Source organism: Streptomyces sp. 5-10, assembly GCF_014712245.1.
Classification (GTDB): Bacteria; Actinomycetota; Actinomycetes; order Streptomycetales; family Streptomycetaceae; genus Streptomyces; species Streptomyces violaceusniger.
Window position 1 is genome coordinate 80,690 of record NZ_JACVYG010000034.1, and the last position, 20,214, is coordinate 100,903.

The 20,214-nt window shown below is 73.3% G+C and carries 22 protein-coding genes; 6 read left to right on the top strand and 16 right to left on the bottom strand.

Annotated elements, in window-relative coordinates; translation table 11 throughout:
- Positions 1–767 precede the first annotated feature (767 nt).
- The 3 genes from IEJ02_RS31000 to hisI form a co-directional block, all read right to left on the bottom strand.
- Positions 768–1,481 carry a TIGR02234 family membrane protein gene (locus tag IEJ02_RS31000; protein WP_191067854.1) on the bottom strand — a complete coding sequence of 238 codons (714 nt, stop codon included), beginning with the start codon at positions 1,479–1,481 and terminating at the stop codon, positions 768–770.
- Positions 1,482–2,142: 661 nt separating this feature from the next.
- Positions 2,143–3,678 (bottom strand): anthranilate synthase component I, encoded by a 1,536-nt coding sequence (locus IEJ02_RS31005; protein ID WP_275562690.1) that lies wholly within the window; start codon positions 3,676–3,678, stop codon positions 2,143–2,145.
- Positions 3,679–3,841: 163 nt separating this feature from the next.
- Positions 3,842–4,219, bottom strand: a complete 378-nt coding sequence (hisI, locus tag IEJ02_RS31010; protein WP_191067856.1) for a phosphoribosyl-AMP cyclohydrolase — start codon at positions 4,217–4,219, stop codon at positions 3,842–3,844.
- Positions 4,220–4,435: 216 nt separating this feature from the next.
- On the opposite strand from hisI, the gene IEJ02_RS31015 reads away from it, so the two are divergent.
- Both IEJ02_RS31015 and IEJ02_RS31020 read left to right on the top strand, forming a co-directional pair.
- On the top strand, positions 4,436–5,449 hold the full coding sequence (locus IEJ02_RS31015) for a hypothetical protein (RefSeq protein ID WP_191067857.1): 1,014 nt from the start codon (positions 4,436–4,438) through the stop codon (positions 5,447–5,449).
- 783 nt (positions 5,450–6,232) lie between these two features.
- Positions 6,233–6,865, top strand: coding sequence for a TIGR03085 family metal-binding protein (locus tag IEJ02_RS31020; protein ID WP_191067858.1), 633 nt, complete (start codon positions 6,233–6,235; stop codon positions 6,863–6,865).
- 81 nt (positions 6,866–6,946) lie between these two features.
- On the opposite strand, the gene IEJ02_RS31025 is transcribed toward IEJ02_RS31020, so the two are convergent.
- From IEJ02_RS31025 to IEJ02_RS31035, 3 genes are all read right to left on the bottom strand, one after another.
- Positions 6,947–7,777: an endo alpha-1,4 polygalactosaminidase gene (locus IEJ02_RS31025; RefSeq protein ID WP_191067859.1), complete on the bottom strand. Its 831-nt coding sequence runs from the start codon at positions 7,775–7,777 to the stop codon at positions 6,947–6,949.
- 214 nt (positions 7,778–7,991) lie between these two features.
- Entirely contained in the window at positions 7,992–8,900 is a 909-nt protein-coding gene (locus IEJ02_RS31030; protein WP_191067860.1) for a polysaccharide deacetylase family protein, read from the bottom strand.
- A 183-nt stretch (positions 8,901–9,083) separates the two neighbouring features.
- Positions 9,084–9,833, bottom strand: a complete 750-nt coding sequence (locus IEJ02_RS31035; RefSeq protein WP_191067861.1) for an SDR family oxidoreductase — start codon at positions 9,831–9,833, stop codon at positions 9,084–9,086.
- A 215-nt stretch (positions 9,834–10,048) separates the two neighbouring features.
- On the opposite strand from IEJ02_RS31035, the gene IEJ02_RS31040 reads away from it, so the two are divergent.
- The gene (locus IEJ02_RS31040; RefSeq protein WP_191067862.1) at positions 10,049–10,519 is read left to right on the top strand and encodes an OsmC family protein; all 471 of its coding nucleotides are present in this window, start codon (positions 10,049–10,051) and stop codon (positions 10,517–10,519) included.
- 2 nt (positions 10,520–10,521) lie between these two features.
- Here IEJ02_RS31040 and IEJ02_RS31045 read toward each other — a convergent pair whose 3' ends face one another.
- Positions 10,522–11,622, bottom strand: coding sequence for an alkene reductase (locus tag IEJ02_RS31045; RefSeq protein WP_191067863.1), 1,101 nt, complete (start codon positions 11,620–11,622; stop codon positions 10,522–10,524).
- A gap of 65 nt (positions 11,623–11,687) precedes the next feature.
- On the opposite strand from IEJ02_RS31045, the gene IEJ02_RS31050 reads away from it, so the two are divergent.
- The 3 genes from IEJ02_RS31050 (at position 11,688) to IEJ02_RS31060 (ending at position 14,000) form a co-directional block, all read left to right on the top strand.
- Positions 11,688–12,053, top strand: a complete 366-nt coding sequence (locus IEJ02_RS31050; protein ID WP_137977533.1) for a MerR family transcriptional regulator — start codon at positions 11,688–11,690, stop codon at positions 12,051–12,053.
- A 259-nt stretch (positions 12,054–12,312) separates the two neighbouring features.
- Entirely contained in the window at positions 12,313–12,954 is a 642-nt protein-coding gene (locus tag IEJ02_RS31055) for an RNA polymerase sigma factor (RefSeq protein ID WP_191067864.1), read from the top strand.
- The gene (locus IEJ02_RS31060) at positions 12,951–14,000 is read left to right on the top strand and encodes a CU044_5270 family protein (protein WP_191067865.1); all 1,050 of its coding nucleotides are present in this window, start codon (positions 12,951–12,953) and stop codon (positions 13,998–14,000) included. Before IEJ02_RS31055 ends, IEJ02_RS31060 begins: the two co-directional genes overlap by 4 nt.
- Positions 14,001–14,057: 57 nt before the next feature.
- On the opposite strand, the gene hisF is transcribed toward IEJ02_RS31060, so the two are convergent.
- Genes hisF through hisD form a run of 9 tightly spaced genes read right to left on the bottom strand, consistent with a single transcriptional unit; the run spans position 14,058 to position 20,109 of the window.
- The gene (hisF, locus tag IEJ02_RS31065; RefSeq protein ID WP_191067866.1) at positions 14,058–14,828 is read right to left on the bottom strand and encodes an imidazole glycerol phosphate synthase subunit HisF; all 771 of its coding nucleotides are present in this window, start codon (positions 14,826–14,828) and stop codon (positions 14,058–14,060) included.
- On the bottom strand, positions 14,825–15,235 hold the full coding sequence (locus tag IEJ02_RS31070; RefSeq protein ID WP_137977536.1) for a Rid family hydrolase: 411 nt from the start codon (positions 15,233–15,235) through the stop codon (positions 14,825–14,827). The genes hisF and IEJ02_RS31070 overlap by 4 nt, the downstream gene beginning before the upstream one ends.
- A complete protein-coding gene (gene priA / locus IEJ02_RS31075; RefSeq protein WP_137977537.1) occupies positions 15,232–15,963 on the bottom strand; it encodes a bifunctional 1-(5-phosphoribosyl)-5-((5-phosphoribosylamino)methylideneamino)imidazole-4-carboxamide isomerase/phosphoribosylanthranilate isomerase PriA in 732 nt (243 codons plus the stop codon). The genes IEJ02_RS31070 and priA overlap by 4 nt, the downstream gene beginning before the upstream one ends.
- A 50-nt stretch (positions 15,964–16,013) precedes the next feature.
- On the bottom strand, positions 16,014–16,652 hold the full coding sequence (gene hisH, locus IEJ02_RS31080; protein WP_370467157.1) for an imidazole glycerol phosphate synthase subunit HisH: 639 nt from the start codon (positions 16,650–16,652) through the stop codon (positions 16,014–16,016).
- Entirely contained in the window at positions 16,649–16,813 is a 165-nt protein-coding gene (locus tag IEJ02_RS31085) for a CG2302 family histidine operon protein (protein ID WP_037948925.1), read from the bottom strand. The genes hisH and IEJ02_RS31085 overlap by 4 nt, the downstream gene beginning before the upstream one ends.
- The gene (locus tag IEJ02_RS31090) at positions 16,810–17,076 is read right to left on the bottom strand and encodes a hypothetical protein (protein WP_191067868.1); all 267 of its coding nucleotides are present in this window, start codon (positions 17,074–17,076) and stop codon (positions 16,810–16,812) included. The genes IEJ02_RS31085 and IEJ02_RS31090 overlap by 4 nt, the downstream gene beginning before the upstream one ends.
- A 2-nt stretch (positions 17,077–17,078) precedes the next feature.
- Positions 17,079–17,672 (bottom strand): imidazoleglycerol-phosphate dehydratase HisB, encoded by a 594-nt coding sequence (gene hisB, locus IEJ02_RS31095; protein ID WP_014059975.1) that lies wholly within the window; start codon positions 17,670–17,672, stop codon positions 17,079–17,081.
- Entirely contained in the window at positions 17,669–18,787 is a 1,119-nt protein-coding gene (locus tag IEJ02_RS31100) for a histidinol-phosphate transaminase (protein WP_191067869.1), read from the bottom strand. The genes hisB and IEJ02_RS31100 overlap by 4 nt, the downstream gene beginning before the upstream one ends.
- Positions 18,784–20,109 (bottom strand): histidinol dehydrogenase, encoded by a 1,326-nt coding sequence (gene hisD, locus IEJ02_RS31105; protein ID WP_191067870.1) that lies wholly within the window; start codon positions 20,107–20,109, stop codon positions 18,784–18,786. Before hisD ends, IEJ02_RS31100 begins: the two co-directional genes overlap by 4 nt.
- Between the last annotated feature and the right edge of the window lie 105 nt (positions 20,110–20,214).

Below are 20,214 nucleotides of genomic sequence, written 5' to 3' on the forward strand. Positions count from 1 at the left end.
ATCTGTACGCGCCTGGTCCGGGCGCTCGGGGGCGAACGCTCCCCCGCCATTGTCCCCGACGCGCGAAACGCCCTTGAGCGGGGGTGGGACCTTATGGCGCGAGGCGGGACGGCGGGCGGGAGATACGCGATATGCGGCTCCACCGCGTGGCAGGGGCTTCGCCCCTGGCCCTCCGGGGGTTTGGGGCGGAGCCCCGGTCCGGGGTACCTGGGGCGGAGCCCCGGTCCGGGGTTTGGGGCGTGGCTCCGACCCGGGAGCTGGGGCACAGCCCCGGCCCGGGGTCAGGGGCACAGCCCGGTCCGGGGCATCTGGGGCGGAGCCCCGGCCCGGGGGCTGAGGCACAGCCCCGAGCCGAGGTCAGGGACGTGGCTCCGACCCGGGAGCTGGGGCACAGCCCCGGCCCGGGGCTGAGGCACAGCCTCGACCCGAGGTCAGGGACGTGGCTCCGACCCGGGAGCTGGGGCACCGCCCCGGCCCGGGGCTGCGGCACAGCCTCGACCCGAGGTCAGGGCCGTGGCTCCGGCCCGGGGGCTGGGGCACAGCCCGGATCCGAGGTATCGGGCACAGCCCCGGCCCGGGGTCAGGGGCGTGGCTCCGACCCGGGAGCTGGGGCACAGCCCCGATCCGAGGTATCGGGCACAGCCCCGGCCCGGAGTCAGGGGCGGAGCCCCGGGTCCGGGGTCTGGGGCGGAGCCCCGGGTCGGGGGTCTGGGGCGGAGCCCCAGTTTCGGGAAGGGGCGGGGAGGGGAGCAGCCCGCCGCAGGCGCCTAGGCGCCGCGCTCGGCTTCCTCCCGCGCCGAGGCCGCCGGGGCCTCCGTCGGGTCCTCGCCGCGGTCCAGGGCCTGCCACAGCTCCTCGGGGCGGTCCGGGTCGGAGGCGGCGGCGCCGCGCCGGGTGCGGCCCCGGCCCGCAGTGCCCGCAGTGCCCACAGTGCCCGCGCGCTCGTACCGGCCGGACATCGCGGGCCAGTGACGCCCGTAGCCCAGGGCGAGCACGCCCGCGAGCAGCAGCAGCACCCCACCCGCCGCGGCGACCCACGGCCAGGGGGTGTACGCCACGTCGTGGATGGGGCTGTGGGTCAACCCGCTCACCTTGGACGCCTTCTCCTCCAGCGCCGCCTTGTCGGACGCGCCGAGGGCCGAACTGATCACGATGCCCGCGCCGCTGAGGGCCAGCAGCGCCGCGACCACGGCACGGCCGAGGCGGCGCACGGCGAAAACCGCGACCAGCGCGGCGAGGCCGACGACCGCGAGGGCGCCGGGGAGTCCGGTGATGTCATCGCCGTTGGCGCTCTGCGGGAGGGATCCCTGGGCGACGGAGGCCGTGCCCTCGGCCCACTTGCGGCTGGTGGCCAGCAGGACGAGGGCGGCGCCGAGCGCACCGGCGAGCAGGGCGATGGCAAGGCTGCTTCGGCGGCCGCGCGCGGCGGGGGCGGAGGGCTCGTGCTCGGCCCTGGGCTGGGGTACGGCTGCTGCAGTCACGCCTACCACTATCCCCCACCCGGGTACGGGATCGTTCCCGGGTGGGGGATATGGGACCTACCGGGAGCCACCGGCCACCGGGAACGCACCGCCCTGACAGCCACCGGCCATTGGGAAACCACCGCCCTGGGGAACCACCGGCCACCGGGAACCACCACCCCTGGGGAACCACCGGCCACCGGGAACCACCACCCCCGGGGAACCACCGGCCACCGGGAACCACCACCCCCGGGGAACCACCGGCCACCGGGAACCACCACCCCCGGGGAACCACCGGCCACCGGGAACCACCACCCCCGGGGAACCACCGGCCACCGGGAACCACCACCCCCGGGGAACCACCGGCCACCGGGAACCACCACCCCCGGGGAACCACCGGCCACCGGGAACCACCACCCCCGGGGAACCACCGGCCACCGGGAACCACCACCCCCGGGGAACCACCGGCCACCGGGAACCACCACCCCCGGGGAACCACCGGCCACCGGGAACCACCACCCCCGGGGAACCACCGGCCACCGGGAACCACCACCCCCGGGGAACCACCGGCCACCGGGAACCACCACCCCCGGGGAACCACCGGCCACCGGGAACCACCACCCCCGGGGAACCACCGGCCACCGGGAACCACCACCCCCGGGGAACCACCGGCCACCCGGCGCTACCGCCCCAGGCGGCCCGCCGCGTGCACCGCCCGCAGCACCGCCGCCGCCTTGTTGCGGCACTCCGCGTCCTCTGCCACCGGATCGGAGTCGGCGACGATCCCGGCGCCCGCCTGGACGTACGCCGTGCCCTCGCGCAGCAGCGCGGTGCGGATGGCGATCGCGGTGTCGGAGTCGCCCGCGAAGTCGAGGTAGCCGACGCAGCCGCCGTACAGCCCGCGGCGGCTCGGCTCCAGCTCCTCGATGATCTGCAGCGCCCGCGGCTTGGGGGCGCCGGAGAGGGTGCCCGCGGGGAAGCAGGCGGTGAGCACGTCGAAGGCCGTACGCCCCTCGGCGAGGCTGCCGGTGACGGTCGAGACGATGTGCATGACATGGCTGTAGCGCTCGATCGACATGAAGTCGACGACCTCCACGCTGCCCGGCTCGCAGACCCGCCCGAGGTCATTGCGCCCGAGGTCGACGAGCATCAGGTGCTCGGCCCGCTCCTTGGGGTCGGCGAGCAGCTCCTCGGCGAGCGCGGCGTCCTCCTGCGGGGTGGCCCCCCGGTGGCGGGTGCCGGCGATGGGGTGCAGCATCGCCCGGCCGTCCTCGACCTTGACCAGGGCCTCCGGGCTGGAGCCCACCACATCGAAGCCCTCGAACCGGAAGAGGTACATATAGGGGCTCGGGTTGGTGGCCCGCAGCACCCGGTAGACGTCGAGGGCGCTGGCCGAGCACGGCGTCTCGAACCGCTGCGAGGGGACGACCTGGAACGCCTCGCCCGCGCGGATGCGCTCCTTGATGTCGTCCACCGCTGCCATGAAGTCCTCGCCGCCCCACAGCGCGGTGTACTCGGGCAGCTCGGAGTCGGGCAGCGCGGCGGGGTCGGTCGCCACGGGGCGGACCAGGTCGGCGGCCATCGCGTCGAGCCGGGCCACGGCGTCCGCGTACGCCTCGTCCACGCCCGTGTCGAGGTCGTTGTGGTTGATCGCGTTGGCGATCAGCAGCACGGTGCCGTCCCAGTGGTCCAGCACCGCGAGGTCCGAGGTGAGCAGCATGGTCAGCTCGGGCAGGCGCAGATCGTCGCCGCCGTGCTCACCGACCTTCTCCAGGCGGCGGACGATGTCGTAGCCGAGGTAGCCGACCATCCCGCCGGTGAACGGCGGCAGCTGGACCAGCCCCCCGAGGTCACGCGGGGTGTGCAGGGCCTCGACGGTGGCGCGCAGCGCCTGGAGGGGGTCGCCGTCGGTGGGGACGCCGACCGGCGGGGTGCCCAGCCAGTGGGTGCGGCCGTCGCGTTCGGTGAGAGTGGCGGCGCTGCGGACGCCGACGAAGGAGTAGCGGGACCAGGAGCGGCCGTTCTCGGCGGATTCGAGGAGGAAGGTGCCGGGGCGCTCGGCCGCCAGCTTGCGGTAGAGGCCCACGGGGGTGTCGCCGTCCGCGAGCAGCTTGCGGCTGACGGGGATGACGCGGCGGTCGGCCGCCAGCTTGCGGAAGGTCTCGAGATCCATCGTGACAGCGTCCTGGGTCTGGGGCTGGGGAGCCCGGCGGGGCACGGGGGCTGGGGCTGGGTGCTGGGGCTGGGGGCTGGGGCTGGGTTGGGGTGGTGGCCGGTCTGCGGGCCCGTCTACCGGCCGGTCCGCGGACCGGCTACCGGTCTACTGGGTGGTCTGCGGGCCGGTCTACTGGGCTGTCCGCGGACCGGTCCACCGGGCGGATCTACTGGTCGGTCCGCGGGCCGAGCGGGAGCTCGTCGGCGTCGAAGCAGGTGCGGTCGCCGGTGTGGCAGGCGGCGCCGACCTGGTCGACCTTGACGAGGACGGTGTCGGCGTCGCAGTCGAGCGCGACGGACTTGACCAGCTGGACATGGCCGGAGGTGTCGCCCTTGACCCAGTACTCCTGGCGGCTGCGGCTCCAGTAGGTGCAGCGGCCGGTGGTGAGGGTGCGGTGCAGCGCCTCGTCGTCCATCCAGCCGAGCATCAGCACCTCACCGGTGTCGTACTGCTGGGCGATGGCGGGCAACAGGCCGTCGGCGCCGCGCTTGAGGCGGGCGGCGAGGGCCGGGTCGAGGGCGGAGGGGCGGTCGGAGCCGGTCATGCGACCATTCTGCACGTCCGGAGGGGGGTCCCCGCGAATGATCTCCGCCGGACCGGGGGCGGGCCGGAGCCGCGCTGGGAAACCGGGCCGGGAACCGGGCTGGGAAACCGGGCCGGGAACCGGGCTGGGAAACCGGGCCGGGAACCGGGCTGGGAAACCGGCCGGTAGGCCGGGCCCGATGGACGGGTTGTCAGTGGAATGGGGCATGCTTCGGACATGACGTTTCCGCCGCCGTCGAACGACCCCAACCGGGCTGGAAACGGCGGGGGGTTCGGTCCACCGCCGCAGCCGCAGCAGCAGCAACCACCACAGCCCCAGCCCGCGCAGCCGCAGCAACCCGCGCAGCCCCCGCAGGCGCAGCAGCCGCAGCAGGGCTTCGGGCCGCCGCCCCCGACGGACCAGCCCGCGCAGCCGAGCGGCGGTTTCGGCCCGCCCACCCCTCCGGCCCTGCTGCCCGGCGGCCCGCCCCCGGGCGCGCTGCCGCCGGGGTCCATACCCCCGGGGGCGCTGCCGCCCCCTCCCCCGCCGCCCAGCACCGGCGGCTCCAAGGTCACGGCGATCGTCATCGCGGCGGTGGTGGCCGTGGCGGTGGTCGTCGGCGCGATCGTCATCGGGACGAAGGACGACGGCGGCAAGGAGACGTCGGCCGACGCCGGCCCGTCCGTCTCGGCCTCGGCCTCGGCCTCGGCCTCGGACCGTCCCCTCTCCTCGCCCTCGGACGCCGGGTCGTCCGCCGCCCCGTCGGGCTCGGAGGACCCCGGCGAGGGCGCGCCGCTGGGCGGCGGAAGCGAGGCCCCCGACGGGGATCCGGGCGCCTCGGATTCGGCGGCCCCGGACGCGTCGGAGTCCGGCGCGCCCGGTGACAAGGTGCCGTATGTGGTGCTCGACCCCGGCCAGTGCTTCGATCACCCGGCGATGGACAGCAGCGTCACCAAGGTCGAGAAGCGGTCCTGCCACGGGCCGCATGACGGCGAGGTGATCGCCAACGAGACGCTGAGCGGCGACTTCTCCACCGAGAAGGCGATCCAGACCAAGGCGCTCGCGCTGTGCGCGACGGATGCCAAGAAGCGGCTCAAGAGCATCCCCAACGACGGCCGGATGTATTACTACTACGCGCTGTATCCCGCGCTGGGCACGTACTCCGTCCAGGGCGAGGACCAGGTCTCCTGCGCGCTCACGCTGAGTGGCGGGCGCGACGGCAAGAAGCTGAGCAAGCCGCTGCCGGGGTAGGTCGGGCGGATCGTGACGCCTGCGGCGGGCTGTTCCCCTCCCCGCCCCTTCCCACAACTGGGGCTCCGCCCCAGACCCCGGGGGCCCAGGGGCGAAGCCCCTGCACGCGGCGGCCGCCCCGCAGCGCAGGCACAGCCACCCCACAGCGGGCGCGGCCGACCCGCAGCGCGGTCCGGGCCACCCCACAGCGCAGGCGCAGCCGGCCCACAGCGGACGCAGCCGCCCCACAGCGGGCGAGGCCGACCCGCAGCGCGGTCCGGGCCACCCCACAGCGCAGGCACAGCCACCCCACCGCGGGCGAGGCCGCCCCGCAGCGCGGGCACAGCCACCCCACAGCGGGCGAGGCCGACCCGCAGCGCGGTCCAGGCCACCCCACAGCGCAGGCACAGCCACCCCACAGCGGGCGAGGCCGACCCGCAGCGCGGTCCAGGCCACCCCACAGCGCAGGCGCAGCCGACCCACAGCGGACGCAGCCGACCCACAGCCCGGTCCGGGCCGCCCGCAGGCGCAACCGACCCGCAGCGCGGTCCGGACCGACCCACAGCGCAGGCGCAGGCGCAGCCACCCCACAGCGCAGGCATAGCCGCTCCGTAGTGCGGTCCGGGCCGACCCGCAGCGCAGGCGCAGCCGACCCGCAGCGCGATCGCAGCCGACCCGCAGCGCGGTCCGGGCCACCCCGCAGCGCGGGCGCAGCCGACCCGCAGACCCGGCGCAGACGCTTCGTCGGGGTGTGCGGCGGCGTTCCTCGTGGCAGTGGGCGGTTCCCGGTCGTAGGGTGGACGTATGTCCACTCACGCGAAGCGCGAACGCCTGCTGCTCGCCGACCTCTTGGACGGCGCGGGCCCCGGGGCCCCGACGCTGTGCGAAGGCTGGAGCACCCGCGATCTGGCGGCCCATCTGGTGGTCCGCGAGCGCCGCCCCGACGCGGCCGCCGGGGTGCTGGTCAAGCCGCTGGCCGCGCGGCTGGCCCGGGTGCAGGAGGAGTTCGCGGCGCGGCCGTACGAGGAGCTGCTCCAGCTGTTCCGCACCGGTCCGCCCCGGATGTCGCCGTTCGCGCTGAAGCAGGTGGACGAGGCGGCCAACAGCTTCGAGTTCTACGTCCACGCCGAGGATGTGCGCCGCGCCCGGCCGGACTGGACGCCGCGCGAGCTGGACCCGGTCTTCGCCGACACGCTGTGGTCCCGCATCGAGCGCGGCGCCCGGATCTTCGGCCGCCGCTCCCCCGTCGGCCTGGTGCTGCGCCGCCCGGACGGCCGTACGGCGGTGGCCCACCGCGGCACCCCGGTCGTCACGGTCACCGGCGAACCGGGCGAGCTGGCGCTCTTCCTCACCGGCCGCCAGCAGTCCGCCCGGGTCGAGCTGGAGGGCGACAAGGAGGCCGTGGCCGCGGCGCGCGAGGCCAAGCTGGGCATCTGAGACGCACAGCGTCCCCGCCCGCCGGGCAGGCGCAGACGCAGGCGCAGGCGCAGACGGACGGGGACGACGTGGGGGAATCCCCTAACAGGTCTCGCGAACGTAGCCGTCCCCGCCCGCGGGAGAGACGTCCTCGTCCCGCCGGACGACGCTGAGCCGGTCGCCCCAGCCCTCGCACGCCTTGGCGAAGCCCTCGTCGCCGTACTCGACCACCACCACATGGTCGTCATACGCCTTGGCGAACTCACCGCACTCGTCGTACTCGCCGCACTCCTCGACCACCGCGAAGTCCAGCCCGGCCGCCTTCCGGTCGGGAAGGAGCTCCGCGGTGTTCTTCTGCGCGATGGCCAGCCCCTGGCCGTGGGCGTGCTCCGACAGCAGGGCCATGAACGCCTTGGCGTGAGCGGTGGTCAGCAGCTTCTTGGAGCGTTCGTAGCTGTCGTAGTTGTCGGGCTCGACGGCGTCGAACCCCTTGTCGGCGCAGCCGTCGATCCAGCCGTCGACCTTGTCCGCCACGCGCTCGCGCTTCTCGGCGGTACGGATGTCGAGCAGCGGTTCCTTCCACTTGGTGTCGATGACGAGATCGCCGTTGCGGTCCCGCAGCAGCAGGTCGTCCGGCCACTGGTCGCGCTCGCCCGGCTGGACCTGGAAGGCGTTGACGTAGCAGATGTTGTACAGCCCGTCCGCCGGGGAGTCCCCGCGGTCGCGGCTGACGATGTCGACCCCCTTCGGCGGGGTGTACGCCCCGCCGATCTGGTAGTCGAAGCCACCGTGGACGGGCGGCAGCGCCACTTCGGACGCGCTGGCTCCCGAGGACATGGACACGGCCACGACGGCGGCGGCTGCGGCGGCGGCCGTCACCACCGACCCGAGGGCCCAGCGGCGGCGAAGGCGTGCGGCATGGCTGGCTGGCATGAGAGCTCCAACACTCGCGGGTAGCGTCCCCGCCTCGGACGGCATCCGCCGTCCTGGCGACTGTGTCCGGGCTCGGGACCGGCACCGGGTCCCCTACCGGCTGGGCGCACCTCTTGCGCGGCACGGGACATGTACACCGTGCGGCTGCTGTGATCAAAGCGGGCCCCGGCAACGGCGTCAAGTCGGCCGTCTCCTTCGACCGCCTGGCGTCACGTCAGCGGGCCCATGGATCAGATGGCGTCATGTCGGCCGCCTCGGCGTCACGTCGGCCTGCCCCGGCCCAGATCCGCCGCAGCGGCCGGTAGTCGATCACCACGATGCCCTCCTCCGCCAGCAGTTCGCGGGCCCGCGCCGACGTCAGGAACGCGTGGTCGCCGTGGCGCACCCGCCATCCGCCGCCGGGCTCGGCGGCCCGCGACCGGGCGTCGTCAAGACCGGGGTGGACCGCCCACTCGCTGAGCCCGGGCGGAAGGGCGCGCAGCAGCTCGGCGTAGCGGGCCGCCTTACCGTCGATGTCGAGGGCGAAGCTGTCCAGGAAGTCATGGTCGGTGACCGGCAGCCCCCGCCCGCGCGCCGTCCGGCGGCCGCCGTCGAGCCAGACCCGCACCGCCAGTCCGTACTCCCCCGCCAGTGCCACGGTCAGCTCGAAGACGTCCTCGCGGCCGCCGTCGGCCAGACAGTGCCAGTCCAGATGAGTCGGTGTCAGTCCCGCGTCGGCCACGGCCTCGATCTGGGCCCGGAACTCCCGCTCGACCTCCTCGGGGCGCGCCCGCGCGAGCAGTTCCTCCCGCCGGTCGGCGGTGAAGAGCTCGCCCCGCTCGTCCAGCAGCGACGCCACGGTCCCCTTCGCGCTCAGCGGTCCCCACCGGAGGTGGTCCGCGTCGCGGACGAGCGTGAGGTGGATGCCGAACGGGACGCCCGGCCGCGCGCGCAGCATCCGCAGGGCCTGCGACGCCCCGGGGCAGGGCACCATCACACTGCAGGAGCTGGCGATCCCCTCCTCGATCGCGTCGATGACGGCGACGTTGACCGACTCGTGCATGCCGAGGTCGTCGCAGTTGACGATGAGCACCCGCGCATCCGGCGGGAACCCCAGCAGCTGACTCGAGGTGGCTCCATCCATGCCCTCAGTGTGAGCCGCCGTCACCGGTCGCCCTACGGATTTTCCGCCCGCCCCTCGTGGACGACCCGTCCCCCCCCTGGACGGCCCGCCCCTCGTGGACGACCCGTCCCTCCCCTGGACGGCCCGCCTCTCGTGGACGGCACGTCCCTCCTGGACGGCCCACCGCTCCTGGACGGCACGCCCCTACTGGGCGCTCGCCGCCGGGCGCACCACGATCTCGTTGACGTCGACCTCGGGCGGCTGTCCGACGGCGTACGCGATGGCGTCGGCGATCGCGGAGGCGGGGATGGCCACCGAGCGGTAGGTCTTCATGGCCTCGCGGGCGCTCGGATCGGAGATGGACTCGGCGAGCTCGGACTCGGTCACGCCCGGGGAGACCAGGCTGACCCGGATGTCACCGGCCGACTCCTGGCGCAGCCCCTCCGAGATGGCGCGCACGGCGAACTTGGTGGCGCAGTACACCGCGGCGGTGGGCGACACCTCGTACGCGCCGACCGAGGCGATGTTCACGACGTGCCCGCCGCCCTGCTCCCGCATCACCGGCAGGGCCGCGGCGATGCCGTACAGCACGCCGCGCACATTCACGTCGAGCATCCGGTCCCACTCGTCGACCTTCAGCTCCTCGAGCGGCGAAAGGGGCATCACCCCGGCGTTGTTGACCATCACATCCACCTGCCCGAACCGCTCCCGGGCGGCCGCCACGAAGGCCCGCATGTCATCGGCCGCGGTGACGTCCAGCCTCTGGTAGGCCGCGCTGCCGCCCTCGGCGGTGATCTCCCCGGCCAGCTCCCCCAGCCGCTCGGTCCGCCGCGCCCCCAGATAGACCCGGTGCCCGTCGGCGGCGAGCCGACGCGCGGTCGCCGCCCCGATCCCGCTGCTGGCCCCGGTGATGAGTACGACCTTGCTGGTCCCGGTCCCGGTCATGGTGTTCATGGCGGTATCTCTTTCCGTTCTGGTGCCGCTCCGTCCTGACCCCACCGAGTCTGCGCAGGTCAGAGCCCCCGTACCAGGGCGCGCTCCTCCTGGGTGTGACACACCCACTGGGGCGCCGCATGATGTGCGGGAGTCGGCTCCAGGGCCACTGGACCGGCTCCAGGGCCGCTGGACCGGCTCCAGGGCCGCTGGATACGACAGGGAGGGCACAGACGATGGGCCGACAGCACACCTACCGCGCCACCGTCCGGTGGACCGGTAACACCGGTTCGGGGACGAGTGGTTACCGGGACTACGGGCGGTCGCACGACATCCTCGGCGAGGGGAAGCCGACCCTGCGGGGCAGCGCGGATCCCGCGTTCCTGGGGGATCCGGAGTGCTGGAACCCGGAGGAGTTCCTGCTGGCCGCGCTCTCGCAGTGCCACATGCTGAGCTACCTCTCGGTATGCGCCCGGAACGGGGTGACGGTCACGGCGTACGAGGACGTCGCCGCCGGGGTCATGGAGGAGACGGCCGGGCTCGGCGGCCACTTCACCGAGGTGGTGCTCAACCCGGTGGTCACCGTCGCGGACGAGGCGATGCTGGAGCGGGCACGTTCGGCGCACGAGGACGCCCATCGGACGTGCTTCATCGCGAACTCCGTCAACTTCCCCGTCCGCCACCAGCCAGCCGTCCGGGTCGGCTGAGCTCAGGCCGTCGTCAGCGTGGGGTAGTCCGTGTAGCCGGTCTCGCCGCCTACGTACATCAGGTACGCGTCCCGGATGGGGTTGAGCGGGGCGCCGGTGCGCAGGCGTGCCACCAGGTCGGGGTTGGCCAGGAAGGTGCGGCCGAGGGCGATCAGGTCGGCGCCTTCGGCCAGCAGCGCCCCGGCCTGGCGCATACCGCCGTCGGCGGGGACGCCGTCGCCGGGCAGTGACGGGTTGGCGATCAGCGTGGCCGGCCAGGAGGCGCGGAGCTCCCGGAAGAGGGGCTGGTCCGGCTGGGCGCGGACGATGTGCAGATAGACGAGGCCGGTGTCGGCGAGCTCCTTGATGAGCGCGGGGTAGAGGGCCTCGGTGTCGCCCTCCTCGATGCCGTTGACGGTGGATCCGGGCGAGATGCGCAGGCCCACCCGCTCGGGGCCGATCGCCTCGGCGACGGCGTGGACCACCTCGGTCACGAACCGGACGCGTCCGGCCACCGAGCCGCCGTAGGCGTCGGTGCGGCGGTTGGTGCCCTGGGCCAGGAACTGGTGGAGGAGGTAGCCGTTGGCGGCGTGCACCTCCACTCCGGCGAAGCCCGCGTCCCGGGCGTTGCGCGCGGCGGCGGCGAAGTCGGCGACGGTGGAACGGATCTCATCGAGCGTCATCTCGCGCGGTACGACGGCCTGCCGATGGCCGTTCGGGGTGAAGATCGTCTCCGGGAGCGGGACCGGCGAGGGCGCCACCGGCGTCAGCCCGCTGGTGTCCGGGTGGCCGACCCGGCCGCCGTGCTGGAGCTGGAGGAACATCCGGCCGCCCGCCGCGTGCACCGCGTCGGTCACCCGCCGCCATCCGGCCACCTGGGCCGCGTTGTGGATCGCGGCGATGTCGGGGTAGGTCTGCCCCACCGCGTTGGGCGTGGCGGCCTCGGCGACGATCAGCCCGGCCGTGGCGCGCTGGGCGTAGTAGGTGGCCATGATCGGCAGGGGCACGCCGTCGGCGGCGGCGCGGTTGCGCGTCATCGGGGCCATGACCAGGCGGTTGGGGAGGTCGAGAGGGCCGAGGCGGGCGGGTTCGAAGAGGCTGGGTATCTCGGGTGTGTGCGTCATGCGGGTACGGTAGAACTTGCCACTGATGTCAGATTCAAGTCCCGGACCGGCAGACGAGGTGAGGAATGCGGATCGGCGAACTGGCGCGGCGCACCGGCGTCAGCGAGCGCTCGCTGCGCTACTACGAGAAGCAGGGCCTGATGACGGCCGAGCGCACCCCGGGCGGCCATCGCGAGTACGGGGAGGGCGCGGTGGACCGCGTCATCCGCATCCAGGAGCTGTTCGCGGCGGGGCTGTGCAGCGAGAAGATCGCCCAGTTGCTCCCCTGCATGCGGGACTCGGACGGTGGCCCGTCGCGGACGGCCGACGGGCAGCTGGTCTCCGACCTGACGGTGGAGCGGGAGCGCATCGACCGCATGATCGCGGACCTGCTCCGCTCCCGCGAGGTCCTGGACGAGGTGATCGAGGCGGCGTCGGTCCCGGCCGAGTAGGGGGTGTCCGGCGGACCTTGACGCCTGCCGACGCCTGCGGACGACTGCCGACACCTGCCGACGCCTGCCACGGGCCACTCCCCTCCCCTTCCCACAACCGGGGCTCCGCCCCGTCCCCCGGGGCCCAAGGGCGAAGTCCCCGGCCCCCGGCGGAGCGCCGTGGTCCGCCGGGCATCCCGCCGCCGCGCCCCATGTGTGGCGCAGGTCACGGGAACCACCTCCGCCGTGCGGAGAGGCACGGGTGTGAGGTGTGAACGAGATGAGTGATGGCCTGCGGGCGCGAATACGGGCGGGCGACCGCGAGGCGTTCGCGGAGCTCTACGAGAGTTACGCGCGCACGGTCTACAACCATGCCTTCCGGCTGACCGGCGACTGGTCGGTGGCCGAGGAGGTGATGGGCGATACGTTCCTCGACGCCTGGCGCACCCGGGAGCGGCTGGAACCGGGCGACGGCACGCTGAAACCGTGGCTGCTGGGCGTGGCGACGAACAAGGCGCGCAACGCCAACCGCGGCATCGGCCGCCGCCTGGCCTTCCTGGCCCGCCGCCCGGCCCCCGCCCCGGTGGCGGACTTCGCCGACGAGGCGGCGGACCGCATCGACGACGCCCGCCGACTCGCCGCCGTGCGCACGGTGTTCGGCCGGCTGCGGCGCGGGGAGCAGGAGGTGCTGGCGCTGTGCGTCTGGTCCGGCCTGGACTACGCACAGGCGGCCGAGGCCATGGGCATCCCGGTGGGAACGGTGCGCTCGCGGCTGTCCCGGGCCCGCGCCCGGCTGCGCAAGCTCGCCGATCAGCGGCTCGCGGAGGAAAAGAAGGAACCGCCGCACCGTCGCGGAGAGGTACAGCGTGAGGCCGCGTTCGCGGCCCTGCCCTTTCAGGAGTTTCAGGAGGACCCCCGATGAACGCCGCCGGCTCCGGGCCCGCCCGGCCCGAGCGCGAGCGCGAGGACGCCGCGTACGAGGACACCGCGCGCGAGGAGCTCGCCCGGCTGCTTCCTCCCGTCCCGGCCGAACGGGACGTGCCCTCCGCTCCGTACCTCCACCACAAGGACCGATTGATGCAGCACATCGATGACGACCAGAACCGCACCACCGCCCCCGCCCCCGCCCGTACGGCCCGGCGGCGGCTGTTGCGCCCGGCGCTGCTGATGCCCGCCGCGGGCCTGGCGCTGGCCGGGGCGCTGGCCGTCACCCTGACCGCGGGCGGCGACTCCGGCGATGGCTCCCACCCCCGCGAGACCGCCACCGTCCTGCTCGACCGGATCGCCGGGACCGCGGCGAAGTCGGACGTCAAGCCGGTGCGACAGGACCAGTTCGTCTACGTCAAGAGCGTGACGGCGGGAGCCGAGATGAAGGAGGACGGCTCCTCGACACTGGAGCCGCCGTATGAGCGCGAGGTCTGGATGTCGCAGAAGGTGAAGCGGATCACCAAGACCGGCGAGATGAGGGAAAACGGGGAGTGGGCCCGGATGGCCGAGTTGGGCGGGTCCCCGGCGGGCCCCTACCGCCCCACGTACCAGTGGCTGGCGTCCCTGCCGACCGACCCGGACGCCCTGCTCAAGGAGCTGTACCGGATGGCCACACCGGACGAGGACGTGGAGAAGGCACAGGCCGTCTTCAACCGGATCGGCTCCTTCCTGGGCGAGACGGTGATGCCGCCGGAGAACGCCGCCGCCCTCTACAAGGCCGCCGCGAAGATCCCCGGGGTGACGCGGAAGGAGGACGCGGTGGACGCGGCGGGCCGCCACGGGGTCGGCATCGCCCGCGTCGACAAGAGGTCGGGGGAGGCCACCGAATGGGTCTTCGACCGGGACAGCCTGACCCTGCTCGGTGAGCGCAGCTACCTGACGAGGGACGTCGGGGCGGGCAAGAAGGGCGACGTCATGGAGAAGACCGCGTATCTGAAGCGCGGCATCGTCGACCACTACCGCGAGCGGCCGGCCGGCTGAGACGCCACGGCGGCGGGGGACCACCGTCCGGTGGTCCCCCGCTTCATCGCGTCTGCCTCAGCGGACCGGGTGCCCAGCCTCCCGTAGCGCGTCCTTCACCTGGCCGATCCGCAGATCGCCGAAGTGGAAGACGGAGGCCGCGAGCACCGCGTCCGCGCCCGCCGCGATGGCCGGCGAGAAGTCGGCCGGCTTGCCGGCGCCGCCGCTGGCGATCACCGGGATGGTGACGTGCCTGCGGACGGCCTCGATCATGGCCGTGTCGTAGCCGTCCTTGGTGCCGTCCGCGTCCATGGAGTTCAGCAGGATCTCCCCGGCGCCCAGCTCCGCCGCGCGGTGGGCCCATTCGACGGCGTCGATGCCGGTGCCGCGGCGGCCGCCGTGGGTGGTGACCTCGTAGCCGGAGGGGGTCACCGTCCCCTCGGGGCAGCGGCGGGCGTCGACCGAGAGGACGAGCACCTGGCTGCCGAAGCGCTCGGCGATCTCGCGGATCAGCTCGGGGCGGGCGATGGCGGCGGTGTTGACGCCGACCTTGTCCGCCCCGGCGCGCAGCAGCTTGTCCACGTCCTCCGGGGTGCGGACGCCGCCGCCGACCGTCAGCGGGATGAAGACCTGCTCGGCGGTGCGGCGGACCACGTCGTAGGTGGTCTCGCGGTCGCCGGAGGAGGCGGTGATGTCGAGGAAGGTGAGCTCGTCCGCGCCCTCCTCGCCGTAGATCTTGGCCATCTCGACCGGGTCGCCCGCGTCGCGCAGATTCTGGAAGTTGACGCCCTTGACGACCCGGCCGTTGTCCACGTCCAGGCAGGGGATGACTCGGACCGCCAGGGTCATGACTGTCGTGCTCCTCGGAATGCTTCCAGTTCGACTTCCACCAGGACGCGCGAGTCGACGAAGCCGGACACCACGACCAGCGTCGCGGCGGGGCGCACGGCGTCGAAGAGCTCCTTGTGGGCGCGTCCCACCTCGTCCACGTCGCGGGCGTGGGTGAGGTACATACGGGTGCGGACCACCGATTCGATGCCGAGGTCGAACCTCTTCAGCGCGTCCAGCGCATGGCGGAAGGCCGCGAGCGTCTGCTCGTACGGATCCCCCTCGCCCTCCAGGACGCCGCGCTCCGCGAGCGGCATCGTCCCGGCGACGAGCACCAGGTCACCGGCCTCGACGGCCCGGGCGAACCCGATGGTCTGCTCCCAGGGACTCTCGGTCTGGACCCGTCGCCCGATCTCGGGTGAGGTCATACGGCCACCGCCTCCAACGCCTCTTCCAAGGTGAATGCCTTGGCGTAGAGCGCCTTGCCCACGATGGCGCCCTCGACACCTTCCGGTACCAGGGTCGCAAGGGCGCGCAGGTCATCGAGCGAGGAAACGCCGCCGGAGGCGACGACGGGGCGGTCGGTCGCGGCGCAGACATTGCGCAGCAGCTCCAGGTTGGGGCCCTGGAGGGTGCCGTCCTTGGCGATGTCGGTGACGACGTAGCGGGCGCAGCCCTCGGAGTCGAGGCGGGCCAGCGTCTCGTACAGATCGCCGCCGTCCCGGGTCCAGCCGCGGCCGCGCAGCGTGGTGCCGCGCACATCGAGGCCCACCGCGATGAGGTCGCCGTGCTCGGCGATGACCTTGGCGACCCACTCGGGGGTCTCCAGGGCGGCCGTGCCGAGGTTCACCCGGGTGCAGCCGGTGGCCAGCGCGGCGGCCAGCGAGGCGTCGTCGCGGATGCCGCCGGACAGCTCGACCTTGAGGTCCATGGCGCGGGCCACCTCGGCGATCTGCGCGCGGTTGTCCCCGGTGCCGAAGGCGGCGTCGAGGTCCACCAGGTGCAGCCACTCGGCGCCCGCCCGCTGCCAGGCCAGGGCGGCCTCCATCGGGTCGCCGTACGACGTCTCGGAGCCGGACTCGCCGTGGACGAGGCGGACGGCCTGGCCGTCGCGGACATCGACGGCGGGGAGGAGTTCGAGGCGGTGCGTGCGCATGCGGACAACCTTCGGTGAGAGCTGACGCGGGGCGGGTCGGGCGGGGCGAGTCAGAGCGTGTCGAGCCAGTTGCGGAGCAGCCGCGCCCCGGCGTCGCCCGACTTCTCGGGGTGGAACTGGGTGGCCCACAGCGGGCCGTTCTCGACGGCGGCGACGAACGGCTCGCCATGGGTGGCCCAGGTGACCTTGGGGGCGGGGATATGCGGGTTGGTGACCTCGAGCTCCCAGGTGCGGACCGCGTAGGAGTGGACGAAGTAGTACCGCTCGCCCTCGTCCAGGCCCGCGAAGAGCTGGGAGTCGCCGGGCGCCTTGACCGTGTTCCACCCCATGTGGGGGACGACGGGGGCGCGCAGCGGCTCGACCGTGCCGGGCCACTCGTCCAGGCCCTCGGCTTCGACGCCGTGCTCGATACCGCGCCCGAAGAGGATCTGCATGCCGACACAGATGCCCATGACCGGGCGGCCGCCGGACAGCCGGCGCCCCACGATCCAGTCGCCGCGCGCCGCGCGCAGCCCCTTCATGCAGGCGGCGAAGGCACCGACACCGGGGACGAGCAGGCCGTCGGCGGCCATGGCCTTGTCGTAGTCACGGGTGATCTCGACCTGCGCGCCGACGTGGGCGAGGGCCCGCTCGGCGGACCGGACGTTGCCGAATCCGTAGTCGAGGACAACGACGCTCTTGTTGCTCAATTCCATACCTCAAGCCGCAGGACGCCGGCGAGCAGCGCCATCGTGGCGCCGATCCCGAGCAGCGTGATGATGCTCTTGGACATGCCCTGCTTGACGAAGGAGATGACCCCGCCGAGCAGAAACAGTCCCACGAGGATGAACACGGTCGACAGGCCGTTCACGCAGCTACCTCGTTCGCTTCTCCGCCCGCGCGGCGAAAGCGCGGGTCGAATGTCGTCTGCGGCCCGGCGGCCGCGCGGGCGACGCTCACAGCTACCTCGTTCGCTTCTCCGCCCGCGCGGCGAAAGCGCGGGTCGAATGTCGTCTGCGGCCCGGCGGCCGCGCGGGCGACGCTCACAGCTACCTCGTTCGCTTCTCCGCCCGCGCGGCGAAAGCGCGGGTCGAATGTCGTCTGCGGCCCGGCGGCCGCGCGGGCGACGCTCACGGTCAGAGGGCCCCCTTCGTGGAGGGGAGGATCCCGGCGGCGCGGGGGTCGCGCTCGCTGGCGTAGCGCAGGGCCCGCGCCAGGGCCTTGAACTGGCACTCCACGATGTGGTGGGCGTTGCGCCCGTAGGGCACGTGGACGTGCAGGGCGATCTGCGCCTGGGCCACGAAGGACTCCAGGATGTGCCGGGTCATCGTGGTGTCGTAGGTGCCGATCATCGGCGCGATGTTCTCCGGCTCGGTGTGCACCAGGTACGGGCGGCCGGAGAGGTCGACCGTCACCTGGGCCAGCGACTCGTCCAGCGGCACCGTGCAGTTGCCGAAGCGGTAGATGCCCACCTTGTCGCCGAGCGCCTGCTTGAAGGCGGCGCCCAGCGCGAGGGCGGTGTCCTCGATGGTGTGGTGGGTGTCGATGTGCAGGTCGCCCTCGGTCTTGACCGTGAGGTCGAAGAGGCCGTGGCGGCCGAGCTGGTCGAGCATGTGGTCGTAGAAGCCGACCCCTGTCGACACATCGACCTGGCCGGTGCCGTCGAGGTCGATCTCGACGACGACCGAGGTCTCCTTGGTGGTGCGCTCCACGCGTCCCACGCGGGTCATGCGCTCGTCTCCTTCATCAGCTCGCGTACCGCGTCGAGGAACGCGTCGTTCTCGGCCGGGGTCCCCGCGGTGACCCGCAGCCATCCCGGTACGCCGTTGTCCCGGACCAGGACGCCCCGGTCCAGCAGGCCCTGCCACGCCGCGTGGGCGTCCTCGAAGCGGCCGAACTGGACGAAGTTGGCGTCGGATTCGGTCACCTCGCAGCCGATGGTGCGCAGCTCGCTCACCAGCCGGTCGCGCTCGGCCTTGAGCGCCTCGACGTACCCCAGCAGCGTATCGGTGTGCTCCAGGGCGGCCAGCGCGGTGGCCTGGGTGATGGCGGACAGGTGGTACGGCAGCCGGACCAGCTGGACGGCGTCGACGACCGCCGGGTCGGCGGCGAGGTAGCCGAGCCGCAGCCCGGCCGCGCCGAACGCCTTGGACATGGTCCGCGAGAGCACCAGCCGCGGCCGCCCCTCGATCAGCGGCAGCAGCGACGGACGGTGGCTGAACTCCCCGTACGCCTCGTCCACGACGACGAGCGCCCCGGCGGTGTCCGCCCTGGCGTCCTGCGCCGCGTCGTGCAGCGCCAGCACCGTCTCGGCGCAGACCGCGGTCCCCGTCGGGTTGTTCGGCGAGGTGATGAAGACGACATCGGGGCGGTGCTCGGCGATGGCCTTACGGGCGGCATCGACATCGATGGTGAAATCGGCGTTCCGCGGACCGGAAATCCAGCCGGTGCCGGTGCCACGGGAGATCAGCGCGTGCATCGAGTACGAGGGCTCGAAGCCGATCGCGGTGCGCCCCGGGCCGCCGAAGGTCTGCAGCAGCTGCTGGAGCACCTCGTTGGACCCGTTGGCCGCCCAGACCTGGGCGACACCGACCTCGAGACCGGCCGTACGGCTGAGGTAGCGGGCCAGCCCGGTGCGGAGCTCGACCGCGTCCCGGTCCGGGTAGCGGTTGAGGTTCCGGGCCGCCTCGGCGACCCGCTCGGCGATCCGGGCGACCAGCGGCTCGGGCAGCGGATAGGGGTTCTCGTTGGTGTTCAGCCGTACGGGCACGTCCAGCTGCGGAGCGCCGTACGGGGATGTGCCACGGAGCTCGTCCCGGATCGGGAGATCGTCAATGCCGGTCACTTGCTCGGTGGCACCTTCCAGTCGAACCTTGCCTTCACCGCGGCGCCGTGGGCGGGCAGATCCTCCGCCTCGGCCAGCGTCACCACATGGCCGGCGATCTCGGCCAGCGCGTCCCGGGTGTAGTCCACCACATGGATGCCGCGCAGGAAGGACTGCACGGACAGCCCGGAGGAGTGGCAGGCGCAGCCGCCGGTGGGCAGCACATGGTTGGAGCCCGCCGCATAGTCACCGAGCGACACCGGGGCGTAGGCCCCGACGAAGATCGCCCCGGCGTTGCGCACCCGGGCCGCGACGGCCGCCGCGTCCTGGGTCTGGATCTCCAGGTGCTCGGCCGCGTACGCGTCCACGACGGCCAGGCCCTGCTCCAGACCGTCGACCAGCACGATGCCGGACTGCCGCCCGGCCAGCGCGGGAGCGATCCGGTCCGCGACGTGCTTGGTGGCCCCGACCTGGACCTCGAGCTCCTTCTCGACCGCGGCGGCCAGCTCCTCGGAGTCGGTGACCAGCACGGACGCGGCCAGCGGGTCGTGCTCGGCCTGGCTGATCAGGTCCGCGGCGACGTGCACCGGGTCGGCGGTGGCGTCGGCGAGGATGGCGATCTCGGTCGGCCCGGCCTCGGCGTCGATGCCGATCCGGCCCTTGAGCAGCCGCTTGGCCGCCGCGACCCAGATGTTGCCAGGACCGGTCACCATCGAGACCGGACGGCAGTCCTCGGTGCCGTAGGCGAACATGGCGACGGCCTGGGCGCCGCCCGCCGCGTACACCTCGTCCACGCCCAGCAGGGCGCACGCCGCGAGGATCGTGGGGTGCGGCAGCCCGCCGAACTCCGCCTGCGGCGGGGAGGCGACGGCCATCGAGCCGACCCCGGCCTCCTGCGCGGGCACCACGTTCATCACCACGGAGGAGGGATAGACCGAGCGCCCGCCCGGTACGTACAGCCCGACGCGCTCGACCGGCACCCAGCGCTCGGTGACCGTGCCGCCCGGCACCACCTGGGTGGTGTGGTCGGTGCGCCGCTGCTCGCGGTGGACCAGCCGGGCCCGCCGGATGGACTCCTCCAGGGCGGCCCGCACGGCCGGGTCCAGCTCGGCGAGGGCGCGCCGCAGCGCCTCCGCGGGGACCCGCACCCGCTCTATGGTGACGCCGTCGAACCGATGGGCGTAGTCGATCAGCGCAGCGGTACCGCGATGGCGCACGTCGTCGCAGATGGGCCGCACCTTCTCCAGGGCGGCCTCGACGTCGAGCTCGGCACGGGGCAACAGGTCGCGGTCGATCCCGCCCTCCGGGAAGGCGGCGCCGCGCAGATCGATACGGGAGATCACGCGATCAATTGTCTCAGACCCGCCACGACGCCCCTCCCCCCGTATCAGTCAGTGATACGGACCCCCTAAGTTGACCCTGACCGTTGGCGTTCAACCGGTTACTCA

Bases quoted from the DNA above. Each gene is read 5' to 3' on its own strand.
- hisI (WP_191067856.1), bottom strand. From the start codon at position 4,219: ATGACCGGCTCCGACCGCCCCTCCGCCCTCGACCCGGCCCTCGCCGCC.
- IEJ02_RS31015 (WP_191067857.1), top strand. From the start codon at position 4,436: ATGACGTTTCCGCCGCCGTCGAACGACCCCAACCGGGCTGGAAACGGC.
- IEJ02_RS31020 (WP_191067858.1), top strand. From the start codon at position 6,233: ATGTCCACTCACGCGAAGCGCGAACGCCTGCTGCTCGCCGACCTCTTG.
- IEJ02_RS31025 (WP_191067859.1), bottom strand. From the start codon at position 7,777: ATGCCAGCCAGCCATGCCGCACGCCTTCGCCGCCGCTGGGCCCTCGGG.
- IEJ02_RS31030 (WP_191067860.1), bottom strand. From the start codon at position 8,900: ATGGATGGAGCCACCTCGAGTCAGCTGCTGGGGTTCCCGCCGGATGCG.
- IEJ02_RS31035 (WP_191067861.1), bottom strand. From the start codon at position 9,833: ATGAACACCATGACCGGGACCGGGACCAGCAAGGTCGTACTCATCACC.
- IEJ02_RS31040 (WP_191067862.1), top strand. From the start codon at position 10,049: ATGGGCCGACAGCACACCTACCGCGCCACCGTCCGGTGGACCGGTAAC.
- IEJ02_RS31045 (WP_191067863.1), bottom strand. From the start codon at position 11,622: ATGACGCACACACCCGAGATACCCAGCCTCTTCGAACCCGCCCGCCTC.
- IEJ02_RS31050 (WP_137977533.1), top strand. From the start codon at position 11,688: ATGCGGATCGGCGAACTGGCGCGGCGCACCGGCGTCAGCGAGCGCTCG.
- IEJ02_RS31055 (WP_191067864.1), top strand. From the start codon at position 12,313: ATGAGTGATGGCCTGCGGGCGCGAATACGGGCGGGCGACCGCGAGGCG.
- IEJ02_RS31060 (WP_191067865.1), top strand. From the start codon at position 12,951: ATGAACGCCGCCGGCTCCGGGCCCGCCCGGCCCGAGCGCGAGCGCGAG.
- hisF (WP_191067866.1), bottom strand. From the start codon at position 14,828: ATGACCCTGGCGGTCCGAGTCATCCCCTGCCTGGACGTGGACAACGGC.
- IEJ02_RS31070 (WP_137977536.1), bottom strand. From the start codon at position 15,235: ATGACCTCACCCGAGATCGGGCGACGGGTCCAGACCGAGAGTCCCTGG.
- priA (WP_137977537.1), bottom strand. From the start codon at position 15,963: ATGCGCACGCACCGCCTCGAACTCCTCCCCGCCGTCGATGTCCGCGAC.
- hisB (WP_014059975.1), bottom strand. From the start codon at position 17,672: ATGACCCGCGTGGGACGCGTGGAGCGCACCACCAAGGAGACCTCGGTC.